Source organism: Rhodococcus sp. OS5 (assembly GCF_056837585.1).
The window spans coordinates 500,727-513,024 of record NZ_JBWWRK010000002.1 but is presented as its reverse complement, the minus strand read 5'-3'; the positions used below and the strand labels follow the sequence as shown (position 1 = coordinate 513,024).

At 60.0% G+C, this 12,298-nt stretch carries 15 protein-coding genes; 9 read left to right on the top strand and 6 right to left on the bottom strand.

Annotated elements, in window-relative coordinates:
• Positions 1–25: 25 nt before the first annotated feature.
• On the bottom strand, positions 26–1,015 hold the full coding sequence (pgfA, locus tag ACVZUB_RS32530) for a cell envelope lipid trafficking protein PgfA (protein ID WP_482628641.1): 990 nt from the start codon (positions 1,013–1,015) through the stop codon (positions 26–28).
• A gap of 187 nt (positions 1,016–1,202) precedes the next feature.
• Between pgfA and ACVZUB_RS32525 the strand changes: the two genes are divergently transcribed.
• From ACVZUB_RS32525 to ACVZUB_RS32515, 3 genes are all read left to right on the top strand, one after another.
• Entirely contained in the window at positions 1,203–1,685 is a 483-nt protein-coding gene (locus ACVZUB_RS32525; RefSeq protein WP_019749735.1) for a hypothetical protein, read from the top strand.
• A 110-nt stretch (positions 1,686–1,795) separates the two neighbouring features.
• Positions 1,796–2,761, top strand: coding sequence for a hypothetical protein (locus ACVZUB_RS32520; RefSeq protein WP_287488973.1), 966 nt, complete (start codon positions 1,796–1,798; stop codon positions 2,759–2,761).
• Positions 2,758–3,360, top strand: coding sequence for a phosphatase PAP2 family protein (locus tag ACVZUB_RS32515; RefSeq protein WP_019749737.1), 603 nt, complete (start codon positions 2,758–2,760; stop codon positions 3,358–3,360). Before ACVZUB_RS32520 ends, ACVZUB_RS32515 begins: the two co-directional genes overlap by 4 nt.
• 3 nt (positions 3,361–3,363) lie before the next feature.
• Here the strand turns inward: ACVZUB_RS32515 and ACVZUB_RS32510 are convergent, their stop codons facing one another.
• Both ACVZUB_RS32510 and ACVZUB_RS32505 read right to left on the bottom strand, forming a co-directional pair.
• Entirely contained in the window at positions 3,364–3,720 is a 357-nt protein-coding gene (locus ACVZUB_RS32510) for a helix-turn-helix domain-containing protein (RefSeq protein ID WP_212633709.1), read from the bottom strand.
• 251 nt (positions 3,721–3,971) lie between these two features.
• A complete protein-coding gene (locus ACVZUB_RS32505) occupies positions 3,972–4,436 on the bottom strand; it encodes a helix-turn-helix transcriptional regulator (protein ID WP_482628964.1) in 465 nt (154 codons plus the stop codon).
• 612 nt (positions 4,437–5,048) lie between these two features.
• Between ACVZUB_RS32505 and ACVZUB_RS32500 the strand changes: the two genes are divergently transcribed.
• From ACVZUB_RS32500 to ACVZUB_RS32480, 5 genes are all read left to right on the top strand, one after another.
• Complete coding sequence (locus ACVZUB_RS32500; RefSeq protein WP_482628640.1) at positions 5,049–5,360, top strand: hypothetical protein; 312 nt, start codon at positions 5,049–5,051, stop codon at positions 5,358–5,360.
• Positions 5,361–5,472: 112 nt separating this feature from the next.
• The gene (locus tag ACVZUB_RS32495) at positions 5,473–6,120 is read left to right on the top strand and encodes a hypothetical protein (protein WP_482628639.1); all 648 of its coding nucleotides are present in this window, start codon (positions 5,473–5,475) and stop codon (positions 6,118–6,120) included.
• Positions 6,117–6,677, top strand: a complete 561-nt coding sequence (locus ACVZUB_RS32490) for a hypothetical protein (protein ID WP_482628638.1) — start codon at positions 6,117–6,119, stop codon at positions 6,675–6,677. Before ACVZUB_RS32495 ends, ACVZUB_RS32490 begins: the two co-directional genes overlap by 4 nt.
• Positions 6,674–7,003, top strand: coding sequence for a hypothetical protein (locus ACVZUB_RS32485; protein WP_482628637.1), 330 nt, complete (start codon positions 6,674–6,676; stop codon positions 7,001–7,003). Before ACVZUB_RS32490 ends, ACVZUB_RS32485 begins: the two co-directional genes overlap by 4 nt.
• Before the next feature lie 2,244 nt (positions 7,004–9,247).
• Positions 9,248–10,237 carry an exodeoxyribonuclease VII large subunit gene (locus tag ACVZUB_RS32480; RefSeq protein ID WP_482628636.1) on the top strand — a complete coding sequence of 330 codons (990 nt, stop codon included), beginning with the start codon at positions 9,248–9,250 and terminating at the stop codon, positions 10,235–10,237.
• Positions 10,238–10,285: 48 nt separating this feature from the next.
• On the opposite strand, the gene ACVZUB_RS32475 is transcribed toward ACVZUB_RS32480, so the two are convergent.
• The 3 genes from ACVZUB_RS32475 to ACVZUB_RS32465 all read right to left on the bottom strand — a co-directional run bounded on the left by ACVZUB_RS32475 (position 10,286) and on the right by ACVZUB_RS32465 (position 11,576).
• Positions 10,286–10,642: a hypothetical protein gene (locus tag ACVZUB_RS32475; RefSeq protein ID WP_076949115.1), complete on the bottom strand. Its 357-nt coding sequence runs from the start codon at positions 10,640–10,642 to the stop codon at positions 10,286–10,288.
• Between the two features lie 49 nt (positions 10,643–10,691).
• Positions 10,692–11,270 carry a hypothetical protein gene (locus tag ACVZUB_RS32470; RefSeq protein WP_143541280.1) on the bottom strand — a complete coding sequence of 193 codons (579 nt, stop codon included), beginning with the start codon at positions 11,268–11,270 and terminating at the stop codon, positions 10,692–10,694.
• A gap of 99 nt (positions 11,271–11,369) precedes the next feature.
• Positions 11,370–11,576, bottom strand: coding sequence for a hypothetical protein (locus tag ACVZUB_RS32465; protein ID WP_250888058.1), 207 nt, complete (start codon positions 11,574–11,576; stop codon positions 11,370–11,372).
• A gap of 203 nt (positions 11,577–11,779) precedes the next feature.
• Here ACVZUB_RS32465 and ACVZUB_RS32460 point away from each other — a divergent pair, with 203 nt between their 5' ends.
• On the top strand, positions 11,780–12,070 hold the full coding sequence (locus tag ACVZUB_RS32460; protein ID WP_076949117.1) for a Rossmann-fold NAD(P)-binding domain-containing protein: 291 nt from the start codon (positions 11,780–11,782) through the stop codon (positions 12,068–12,070).
• Positions 12,071–12,298 lie beyond the last annotated feature (228 nt).

Here is a 12,298-nt window from a genome sequence, read left to right as displayed (position 1 = left end):
GGTCCGACGCGATCAGTTCCGGCATCTATCGAGTCACAAGATCGCCGGACTTCTCATTTTGGACTATCAGAGATTGTGGTCCGGGTCTCGTTGATATCCATCCGAGATATATCCCACCAAGTAGAAGCAGTAGCCCGACCGAGCCCCCGATTGCCGGGCCGTAATCCGTACCCCACCGGATTTGGTCTCGATACATGACGGCTCGTTCGATCTGTTCGTGCTGCGTCTGGGAATCGAGTTTGGGGGCTACATCGATGATCGTGATGGTTTCAGGGGCTAAAGCGGATGTCGCAAAATATTGCCTATAGTGTTGCTGCACTTGGATTATGGCGCCGGAAATGGGTTCGACTGACAGTTCGCGCGTGATGCCATAGAAACGCTTCATGGTGACTGGGCTTGTTCCTGTTTTCCCCCAACTGGAGGCGGGCAATGTGATCTCCGTACCAATCTCCACGGGCTCGATTTCCTGACGGAAGTTGTAGACGTCAACGCCTTCAATTTCACCCTCCGCGATGAAGGTCGCGTCATAGCTGTCCCGCAGTGTCGAGTCGAAATACGGATACGTTCGTTTCTGAGTGTCGAACGGAAATTTGAATTGAAGTCCCTCATGGGCAACAACTTCCGCCGGTTTGTCCATCACGGTCTGGATCGAGCCGATCGGCTCCTCGACCGGGATCGCCGAGATCCTGTCGACAGTGGAACGATCGATGCTCGCATTCACAATCGCTGCCGTACCGACCCGATCGTCCCGCACCATCTGAACCGCCGACTGCAGGGTCACCACGTCGGATCCTGACGGATCTTCGGCAGTGACGCGCTGCTGGACTGTGATCGGAACATTGCTGTCCACAACCAATTTGCCCTTCGCTAACGCCGCAGCATCGAGCAATACTGCAGTACCCGTCGACACTGTTGCCGCATCGATGCTCAACGGAATTTTCACCAGTTGACCCTTGGCATAGGTGGGCGCCAACGCACTCATTGTCAGCAGAAAACCTGCCGCCGCAATAGCCACGCAGGCAGCGCGTCGACGTGAGGGGCGCAAGTTAGGCGACATTCGGACGACCCTAGCGTGTCTTGTGCTCGACTGTGCGAGCCCGTGACTGCGCTAGTCTTGAGCGCCCAGTTGAGCGATACCAACAACAACGACTACGGTGTTCGGTTGGGGCCGTAGGGGATACTCGGTGAGGAGGTGCCCCGAAGTGGCAGACAAAACCGTCGCTCGAGCAGTCGAGCGCCTGTTCCGCATTGCCGTAGGCGACGAAGCGCGAACCCTTGAAGGTATGGCCGAAGCATTGTCGCGCGACCGCGGACGCCCACTGTCCGTGCTGGACGACGCAGTCCTCCCGCCCGGTGTATTTGGTCAATGGGTCCGACACCACGACCGCGATGAAGTGTCCTGTGCAGGGTGGGTTCATGCTCGCGACCGAACGATTGCTCATGAGTTGGGACATATCGCGTTGAACCACTCCGGCAGACCGGCCATCGATTTGGCCACCGACTTCCTCCCACCCGCGTTGCGTGATCTTGGAACTCTGATGCTTCGACGCGATTGTGTGGACACCGTCTCGACGGAAGAAGCCGAGGCTGAAGCATTCGGGAGTCTGCTTCTGCGGCGGCTTCACGTCACACGTCGCGCGCAGAATCCTTCGGTTCGTTCACGACTGGATGAGGCACTCGGTTGATCACTGCTCTCGCGGCGGCAGTACTCGCCACTGCAGCGGCCACCCGGATCCAGCGTTGGTGGTTTTCCAGGTCGTGGACTCTGGCAGGCGCAGTCATTGTTCTACTGTGCATGTCGATTCATATGGCGCTCAACGTGAAAACGGTCGAGAGCGCTGTCAGAGTCACACTCGGGGCTGGAATACCCGGCACAATCAAAATGCTGCTCGTCTGCGGTATCTGCGTCGGCACCGCCATTGTGTTCACAACCGTCACCAGCTCCCGGCATCTCAAAAAGCTACTTTGGCTACATATTTCACTCTCAGTTGTCACCGCAGCGCTCTCGTTCTACTTCTTCTTCAAGACTCCGTGGCCGGCATCGAACCCCGACAACCGGACTTTCGACAACCAATACGCATTTCTTCCGGGGTATGCAGAGGGCCTGATGCTGGGCATGGCCTATCCGTTTCTGTTGTGCTTGATGGTGACAATCGTCGCTATTCGGCAAGCAGACCGGCGGACGGCAACCGGCTGGGGGCTCATCATCATTTCCCCCGGAGCCGCTGCACTCAGCGCATACGCCGCACTCCGAATTGGCTACCTGGGGTCGGCACGGTGGGGACTGATCGATCCGACCCCGACACCCTTTGCAATCTCGCGCTTCCTGGCCGTTGTCGGCGTTCTCTTTGTCGCAGCGGGAGTCTTGGTTACAGCGATGGGAACTACGCTCGTCTCACGAGCGCAACTTCGGGCCTTTGACGACCTTCGCACCGAGCTACTTGCCCGTTGGCCTGGTGCCCTACGGCCATCCGAGCCCGGAAGCGGCGCCGCTGATCGGGCCGCCGATCGCGCAGCGGAACTGCTGGACGCGCTGAGCTTGGAGGCCAAGCGACAGGCTCTACCGAACCAAGGTGCAGCCTTGAGCCGGACAGAGGTGGCACATGCTGTTGCGGAATGGATTATTACTGATCGGATTCCGGAGGGATTGGGATCGGACAACCTCCGAGCACGGGCAGCTACTTCAGATGTCCGTTGGGCGCGAGAACTGGGTGATGCGTACGCCCGTGAAATCGAGCGAAAGTTGGTCCTTGAGCAATGACAGAAACACGAGTACAGGGAAAAGCCTCAGGACACGACCGGATCGCACGGTTGCTCACCGAGATTGGTGCACCCTGGGTCATCAACATCGTGACCTCATTGATCCTCGGGTGTTCCATCGGGGCGCCAGGATGGGGAATCTTCGTCGCGATCTGCACAGGTGTGGTCCCGATGGGCGTCATCCTCTACGGGATGCGAAAGTCGAAAATCGGCGATCACCACGTCACCAGCATCAGCGAACGACACCTGCTCATTGTCATACTGCTCGCAGTTGCCTTGGGTGGGTTGATCATTCAGATTATCGCGAGCGCACCCATTCAAATGATCGCGTTCATGACTGCCGGATTGTCGGCGCTTGTGGTGGCTGCATTGATCACTAGCGTTCTCCACTGGAAAGTCAGTGTGCACACTGGAGTTTCAGCCGGGGTCACCATAGTTTTGGCGCTTGCGCTGTCGCCCTGGTGGCTACTTGCTCTCGCATTGACTCCGTTAATCGGATGGTCACGGGTTCACCTGGGAGATCACACCAAGGGCCAGGTGATCGTCGGAGCTATCGCCGGAGCGGTCACAACGGGGATTGCATATGCGTTGATCGCTTAGAAACTAGTCATCGCCAGACTGCATCATCTTCCGAAACGGGTTGTAGGCACGTGCTGCAACCTGCTGACCTTCACTATCACGAACATCCTGGATCCAGGCGATGGTGTGCTTGACCAACTCATACGTTTCTTCGTCACTGAAGTAGTCCATCGGAACATGAAAAACATTGCAGATATCGCGAACAGTTTCTACGCCTGGCGACTGACGCTTACCACTCAGCAGTTGAGACATGTACCCGGTAGTCATCTTGCCGCCGCCGAAGCGGATTATGTCCACAACTTCTGTTTGCGTGTACGGACCACGATCTCTCGGGTGCACCGTGTCGAAGAGATGTCGGAGCCGTTCTGCGAATGTGCTCATCGTTCGTCCCTCCGTCCTCAATCGCCATGCTGGATGGGCGCACTGGTCCAATGTTCAATTTCCAATACTGGCAAGTCCCGCTGCCCAACGCAACTTGCAATAGTAAGTTTTCGGTTTTAGGCTGACCTCGACCGTGAGGGGCAGCAATGTTTTACAGAGTCAGGACCGACAGGCGGTGACCCACCGCAGCCGAAACGACGTAACTTCATCAGTCAGCACGACAGCGAAGGCGACCAAAGAAAAGCCTGGACCTAGGCGGGCGCCTCAGGCCCCCGATGACGAACCCGCATATGCGCAGCGAACAACTCGTCAACCGAGACACCTAGAACCGGGGCAAGTTTCTCCGCCACGAGGTCTGACAACGGAATCTCGCCCCGCTCGATGCCTCCAACGATCGGTGTCCGCAAGCCGGCCTGCATCCCAAGTTGCGGTTGGGTCAAACCCTTCAAGACGCGCCAATCACCCGGGTACCTGTCATCCTCAGGCACTTGCACGATATCGGCGATCTCTACACCCAACTCCGCCACCACAGTCGCCAGAAGATCAACCTGCGGAGAGGAATTCGACTGCTCCCAGCGCCGGATCGTCGTTTCACCCACTCCCGCCCGCCGCGCCAATTCCGCACGTGACATCCCCGCAGTGCGGCGCGCAGCCACAAGACTTGACGGGGAAAACCCCCGCATCACTCGCCGACTCACAGCCAGCACCCTTCGCATCTCGTTGTCATTAGTAGACACTGTGCCGCCTCCTCGATACCATTCGCACACGCGGCTATTTTTAGATGACCGGTTTTAGATGGCGGCCAAGTCATAGTCAACGACCTCAAGGGAGACAACTAGAGCAAAAAACGGAAGAGTCCCCCAGTCGCGCCAACGACCGAGGGACCAGACCAAACGGGATGCAACCCGTCCAGCATTTTCTTCAGATGCAGAAAGGATTCTGCGATGTCTATCTTAGTGGACCCATCAGGTCCGGATGACGTGTTCCGCAATCGGTATGCAGCTCTCTCCACACTTGTCCTTCGTCGGCTTGTTGCGCGGCATTCGTCGATCGGCGGGCGTTGCGATGGTTGCGGTTTGAGTGTTTCGGAGCTTGTTCCGTTGTGCCCGGAGGCTGCGGCCGCGTTGCGTGAGTTGACGCACCGTGAGGGCCGGGGATCATCTGCGGTCGTGTTGCCGCAGTTCAGTACTGACGATCTTCTTCGGGTTGCTGCTTTGCATCATCCTGATCGGGTTGGTCGGTGCGCGCGGTGCGGGTTCGTTTTTTCGTCGGAGTGCGATGTGTGCCCGACTGTGCGAGCTGTTCGTGTGGAGTTGGAGGTTCGGGGTGTGGTGCCGATTGTTGGTGCCGATCCGGGTAAGGGTTTGTGCGCGGGGAAGTCACGTTCGTGGGAGATGGATGGCCGCACGGTGGTGGAGTGGCGCCGCGCGATCTCCTCGTGTGAGACGTGCCCGTTGTTGGCGCAGTGCCGTATGGATGCGGCCGCGGCGGTGGAACGTGGGGATGGTCCGCAGCGAATGATCATGGCGGGCAACGTGTATGACAGTCACGGCAATATCGTCGACGGTGAACGCTTGGGCCTGTACGAGTCGTTGACGACAGCAACGCGCCGTCGCCGGGATTCGGAGGTGGCCGCGTGAGGGCCGCGGTGCCGCCGCCGACGGTGTTGGCGTGCGCGGTCGATCCTCAATCGTGGGATCTGGATGAGGGCTCGTATCGCGCGGGCGTGGATGCGCAGGCTGAGTGTTTCCGATGCCCTCGTTTGGCGGATTGCTGGAAGGAGTTGTCGTCGATGGTGGCGGCGGATACTCCGCCTCGGTCGATGATTTGGGCGGGTGTGCCGTTCAGTCATCGTGGCCGGCCGATTACCTCGGATGTGGTGTGGCGTTCGTACTACCGGCGGGTCGACGGGCATCGCGGTACTTCTCGTGGGACCGCTGCGTGACCCCGAGAATGGGGTCGTTCGATCCGGTCTTCACACAGCTGCTCGACACACCGGTATCCGAAGAATCCGCGGCGCTGATCTTGAGGACATTCGAATCAACGTGGTCTGTGTACGGAATCCTCGCCGACACGCACGGCCATGTGCCGGTACGGGACCGCTACGACCGGTTGTGGATCCTCGTCGAAGTCGCCGGCCGCCTGCGTAGTCGCCGCACCTTCATTCACGATCACCCGCACATCGGTGACTCACCTGATGTGTACGGGTTGATCGACGTGGACTCCCGCGCGATTCTTCATGCCCGCGATCTGATCGAAGCCCACGGCCCGTTGAGGGTCGACCCCTCCCCTGCCGCGGTCCTCGCACCCCTCCGTACTGATACGACGGATGCCGCGAACCTTCCCACCTGCACGTCACAAGCCTCGTTCGACGTCACCCGATTGGACTGCCCCACATGACAACACACCGCTTGCTCGACGAACTGACCAACCCCCACCACCCCCTCCCTGACATCATCTACGGGATCAGTACCGGGGCCCTCCCATCCCCCGCCTCGACCGGCCTTCCCGCCGAACGATGGCAATGGCTCGCGGACCTCCTCACCCACCCGCGCTGGGGAATGACCGCGATCGTCGACGGACTCGACCACGTCTGCGCCCCCGTCGCCCGGCTGTGCCAACTCACCGCCCACCCCATCCACCCCCTCAACGTGCGAGACCTGTGGGCCGCAGAACAACTCCCCACCATCGAACTCATCGCAGCGCATTCCCCGCACGAGGACGGTCACTGGGAAGTCCTCCACACTGCCCTGGAGCTGATCACCGACGGACTCGACCACTGCAACGGACTCGAGACCTCCGGGATCGAAGCAGTCACCTCAGCATTCACCGCCGTCATCACCGCACAGGACCCTGCGACCGCCCGCACGGCTATCACTGCTGCCGTCGAACACTGGATTCATCCCACATGCACCATCGCATCATCTGTTTCGACACAGTTGGGGGCAGCATCATGAAAACCACACCGCATCGATCGCCGCTGATCGAATCCATGATCAGCACCGCCTCCACAGCGCTCCTGAAAGAAGTAGGCATCACCTTCCCCACCGACGCCGAGATGGCCGAAGTACGCCAACTCGCCGAAACAATCGTCCGGGACACCGTCGACGCGCTCGCCGGACCTCGCGAGTTGTCGGTCGGGTTACGCGACAACCTCATCGACGTGGCAGATCTCGTTGCCTCCGATCCGGAAACTGCGTCGGTCGATCAGATTCACGAAGTCGCGGTTGCACTCCGGGGGCTTCTGGATCTGCACATCCCCGTTCGATCGAATCATTCGTGATTGCGCTCGTTCTCGCTGTCGCGTTGGGGTGCGCCGGTGTTGTGGGATCGGTGTTTTCGCTTCGCCCCACACGTTCCTGACATTCGACACGCGACAGATCCGCACATCGGGGGCCATGTCCGTCACAGACCGCCAGCGGCAACTGACCTCAATAAACACCCGGCCTGACCCGAACACCGCCGAAAACGGGAGCCCCCCGCCACCACCCAGCGTGACATCCGAAAGACCTTGACACACAACTCCATAGACGCAGTCCAGAAACGACGAAACCCCCTTACGGGGGTTCGCCACACACTGAGCCAAATCAACAGCAAAGCCATGCCCGGCTCGCTGTCACTGATGAAGCCGAAGTAACCGCTCCGCCTTCTGTACTGCACTACTTCTTCACTCACATGAAGGGATTTACCTGTGCCAGGTACATCTCAGGGTAACGCACACCCTGAACCAGCTTCAACACTTCCACACAACACAATCCTCGACCGCTCACCGTCAACGCGCCACGCCCCCATCTCCGACGACGAATGGGCACAAGCCGTGCAACAAGCCACCGAAAACGTCGCCCGCATCGAAACACTCAACCGAACCAGCAACCAACGCGGAAACTCATGGTCCCTCCCCATCCCCGACGGCACCTACAGCCGTACCCCCACCTGGACAAGCCGCACACACTGGCAACACCAAGTCCGCACCCTCCTCAACTCCCCCACCGGCACGACACTCTGCACAAACCACACCATCAGCACCGAAGCCGTCTTCGCCGTCGCTGTCATTCACGCCTCCCTCGCCGAAAGCGCAACCGGACGCTCAGTGACCGCCTCACGCGAGACCATCGCCCGCCGTGCAGGAGTGAGCGCCTCCACCGTCAAACGTGCCCGCCGAGTCCTCACAGCCCTCGGAGTCGCAGTAGAGCTCGTCCGCGGTCGCTACCTCAGCCGCCTGGAAGCTATGGCTGCAGAATCACACCACGGCTACCGCCAATTCCGTGCAGCCTCCACCTGGACGCTCACCACACCCCGCCCGGTAGCCACGACCGTCACCCCTCCGTCCAAGAAGCCCAAAAAACCCTCCCGAGCCACACTGCGCACCAACGCATACCGGTCCAGAACCACCACACGGAACCATCCACAATCCGGCACCTGTGACCCCCTATCCCCCTCCGGGGGATTTGCACTTAAAGCTCTTGCTTTCAAGATCTCACCAACGCGCGCACAAGCACACGCGGGCAAGACGACACACCAACCAACAACCACACCCCGACCCCTCCACCTCCAACGCGCAGCAGCCGAACTCATCGCCCACGCACCAGCACTGAAACCAGCCGGCCACATCGGAACAATCTGCGACGCCCTCCAACAAACCGGAATCGACACCACCCGATGGACCGGCCGCGACATCGCACACCAACTCACCACAGACACCCAACAACGAGGCTGGACATGGCCCAACCACATCCCACGGCCAAGCGAATTCCTACGCGGGCGAATGACCCAACTAGATTGGACCGTCAGCTCGCCGACGGAACGAAGGCTCGAACACGATCGCCTTCGACGCTCGGAACAATCCCAACGACGCGCAGAATTCCGCAAGCGCGATGCGAGCAGAGCGACGGAAACAACCCGAATCGAAATCGTTCGAACCTTCCAAGCAACTCAGATCCCTTTCAGTCGAGAACTCACGACGACCACGCGCTCGATCTCTCATCGTGGGCACACGAACTGAGCGGCAATGTTCGCGAATCGTCTCGCTACCTCGCGCTCTGCCTGCCTCCTGCACCTCGACGGCGAACCTGTCGGAGGCCTCTGACAGGCTCGTACCCAAGGTCGAATTCACAGGGGAAGTAGGCGGGGGATGGAAAACTTGGAGCAGTGGGCCGAAAAGCGAGGGCCTTTGATTGCCATCACAGAAGCAGGCGAACTCGTACGTTCGCATCTGGCCTCGAGCTCGAAAATGAGGGTGGCCATCACCGGAGAGTGCCGCGAACTGAAGCCACTAAAGTCCGGATGGACCATGGAACTCGCAGTCCCCGTTGACCGAGCCGTAGTCAGCATCCCTGTTCAGTTCGACCGCGCAACGACAGACGCAGTACGCAAGTACCTATACCGTCACACACAGCGAAACTTTCTCCAGCACTTCACCGTAGGAGCCGGAGTAACAATCGCCGGCGACCTCACCTACCATCCCGCCACTCACAGACTGGTCTTGCAGGCACGGCAAGCGCAACCCGAGAAAACAATTCAAGGCCCAGTGAGTGCCGCCGAGAAGCTGCACCTCACCGCCCTGCAGCAGCTGACCCATCGCGGCGACATTCCCAAGGGTTCATGGCCCGAGAAGCTTGAACGCGTCACAGTCCTGTCTCCCGACAAGTCCAAAGCAGTCACCGACATTCAAGCGGTCATCGAAAACAAGGGCAAAGGAACCATCCAACTCCCAAAGTTCACGCATGTACCCGTCTCGATGAACCGCCACACTGTTGCAGAAAACCTCGTCAAGGCCCTCACAGCTATAGACCAAGGAAGCGCCGACCTCATCCTGATCACTCGCGGCGGAGGCCACTGGACCGATCTCTGGTCATTCAACGATCCGGAACTCGCTCGCGCCATACACCAATGCCCGGTACCGGTCATGGTTGCGATCGGACACGCCGCCGATCACACAAGCAACGCGGAACGTCTTGCAGTAGATCGCTTCCCGACTCCAACAGCTTTCGGACACGAACTCGTCCGCAAGCTGTACGCAAGGAACGGGGCGCGAAAGCCACGCGCCGCAACAGTGCCTGCGCCCACCTCACAAACCGCAACCGCACAAACACAACTCGACGCGCAGCGTGAACGCTGCCGCGAACTCGAACAAATGAACGCGGTGAACTCCTCACACGCGAAGGAATGGCGCGGCGCCTTCCTCAACGAACTACACACCAGCGGAACCGCCCGAGTAAAAAATCACTGGGCGACGGCCGCGCTCATCGCAACGCTGACCGGCGTTATAGCCGCCATGATCGCCACGGCCAGGTCCGAGGACCTGACTGCACCCACCGTCATCCTCGTCGCAACAGCAATCATCACGGCCCTTTGTTGGCGGCACAGAAGACAGGCAGACGCCCCGCCGCGACCCACTCGAACACGCGCAGTGCCTGTTGACGCCATCGAATGGATCAACGCAGCAAGGAAAGCCCGCACTCCGCGACGACACAGAGCTGTCTGGGCGCAGGTCCCTGCCACTCTCACGAACCCGTGAAACCACCCACTTCGACAACCCGCGCGAGCAACGCCACACATGGATGGTTCAGGCCGTGGCCTTGTCCTTGCCGAGCTGCGAGACCCGCGAGGGGGTGATACCCAGCATGACGCCGATTTCGCGGACGGACAGACCGCGCTGCCGCAGGTCGTGGACGACTACACGTGACTGGCGCGAGGCTTCGTCGACCACTCGCTGAGCGGCTGCGTTGAGCTCCCGGCTGTCAACTTTTACACAGTCATCGCGTTTGCCGGCCAGCAAGAGATTCCCGCCGACGAGGCGAAGGCCATCGAGGAAGCTCCGCCGCAGCGAGGCGGAGCAGCAAACGAACCCGAGGCAATCACCGTCATGCGTGACGCGATCGCCGATCCGGTTGACCCGCTCACCGTGGAATAGATTTCGCATCCCCTGATTTCGGGGGTGTGTGCCTGTTATCAGGCGCACATCCCCGACCTCACAATATGCCCGGAAGATGGTAGATCTGTTCGTCTCGCACCGCGAAATCCATCACTGCCTCGTACGCCTCCGGAAGGGGTAGCCGACACGTTCCATCGACGGGAAAAGCAACCCTGACAGCGCTTCCTGCGGCGTCAACCAACCACACCACAGGTGTGGGAATGCTCGAGGCTGTGGGGCACTCACCGACCCACGGCGATTTGAGTGACTCTCGATTAAGCTGCGCCACAACGTGCGTCATTTCCCCCGTTCCGGTTGTCTGCGAAAGCACTGCCTCGCTCGAATCGTCTGTGTATTCGAGGAATTGGCACACCACCACCGATGTCGGCTCAAAGTTGTCAGGAACCGTGCCCGCAGGAGGTAAAGGATCCGACAACGACTCCGGGGGCTGCACCGGCACAGGGATCGCCGCCGCCAGCACTTCCGGCGCCAAACATGTGGCGCGATCGACCACCACCCCCAATGGCAATGCCACGGGTTCGCGTCGCTCGTCGAGGATTCGGAAGGTGATCACTCCGCCCACTGCGAGAACAACGACCGAAACCATCGTTATGAGCCCCACACGAGATCGCCGCATACCTAACACTATGCCGACCAACTACTGGACACTGGACACGTTCAAACCCGATCTACAAGATGTCGACTTTCACCGGCCTCGCTGGCTCGAATGTCCTGATCACAGGGTGGTCCGGCCAGCGCTCGTTCCAATGATCGGTGTTGAACACAGCGCCTTCTTCAGCCGGGCAGGCTCGTGTGCGGCGTCGACGGTCGGTGCGATTGTTCGCCAGACTGACACCCCTACCTCTTCGCGGATCTCCATCCGTCCTGTGCGCCGTTGGAATCCCTTGCCCAGGGCCGCGACGTCGAGCTGGACGGAAGTCACCCGCCCGCCCCCGCAGTCAGTAACGGATTCGACGAACATCCAGTCGTAGGATTCACTCTCTTAGAACTTGCCGAGGTATCGAGGGATCTCATCTCCCGGCTGCAACTCGCGGACATATTTACTCGGCCACCAGCGTCTACCCCCGTCGACTAGGCACTCCGCATCTTCGGCATGGTCACGCAAGTCCGGAACCGTATCCCGACATGGTCGCCGCCGGCACCGGAATCATCCTTGTGACCACCGGTGGAGGTTCGATCAGTCCGATGCCGTTCCTGGGAAACCTGAACATCGCCGCTGCGGGCCTTCGCAACTGGGTGCTGAACCTGCACAACGCTCTCGAATCCAAGGGCGTCCACGTTGCCCATGTCGGCATCACCGCCCTCATCGGGGCAGGTCATCCGGAGGCAGAACCGGACGTCATCGCGAAGGCATACACGGCGTTGTACGACCAGCGCCAGGACGCCGAATTGCACTACGTCGCCTACGACGCATAACCCCTCTCGCCTCGTCGAACCGAGTCTTCCGAGGAAGACACCGAAGCAGCAGAGCCGATCTGCACGACGTGAGTGCCGCAAAACGATGCCAGAGCCGCGCGTGAAACACGTTCATGCGGAGTCGATATGGGTCGAAAGCATGCCGATCGGCGCGAGTCCGCCGTCCAGCGCACAATCAAGCTTCATCGGTGTCTCCGCAGGTTCATCGACGTCGCGTGAGGCGAAAAG

Excerpts from the sequence above, each read along its gene's own strand:
- ACVZUB_RS32520 (WP_287488973.1), top strand. The coding sequence starts at position 1,796 with ATGTCGATTCATATGGCGCTCAACGTGAAAACGGTCGAGAGCGCTGTC.
- ACVZUB_RS32515 (WP_019749737.1), top strand. The coding sequence starts at position 2,758 with ATGACAGAAACACGAGTACAGGGAAAAGCCTCAGGACACGACCGGATC.
- ACVZUB_RS32510 (WP_212633709.1), bottom strand. The coding sequence starts at position 3,720 with ATGAGCACATTCGCAGAACGGCTCCGACATCTCTTCGACACGGTGCAC.
- ACVZUB_RS32505 (WP_482628964.1), bottom strand. The coding sequence starts at position 4,436 with ATGCGAAGGGTGCTGGCTGTGAGTCGGCGAGTGATGCGGGGGTTTTCC.
- ACVZUB_RS32495 (WP_482628639.1), top strand. The coding sequence starts at position 5,473 with ATGCCCTCGTTTGGCGGATTGCTGGAAGGAGTTGTCGTCGATGGTGGC.
- ACVZUB_RS32490 (WP_482628638.1), top strand. The coding sequence starts at position 6,117 with ATGACAACACACCGCTTGCTCGACGAACTGACCAACCCCCACCACCCC.
- ACVZUB_RS32485 (WP_482628637.1), top strand. The coding sequence starts at position 6,674 with ATGAAAACCACACCGCATCGATCGCCGCTGATCGAATCCATGATCAGC.
- ACVZUB_RS32475 (WP_076949115.1), bottom strand. The coding sequence starts at position 10,642 with ATGCGAAATCTATTCCACGGTGAGCGGGTCAACCGGATCGGCGATCGC.
- ACVZUB_RS32470 (WP_143541280.1), bottom strand. The coding sequence starts at position 11,270 with ATGCGGCGATCTCGTGTGGGGCTCATAACGATGGTTTCGGTCGTTGTT.
- ACVZUB_RS32460 (WP_076949117.1), top strand. The coding sequence starts at position 11,780 with ATGGTCGCCGCCGGCACCGGAATCATCCTTGTGACCACCGGTGGAGGT.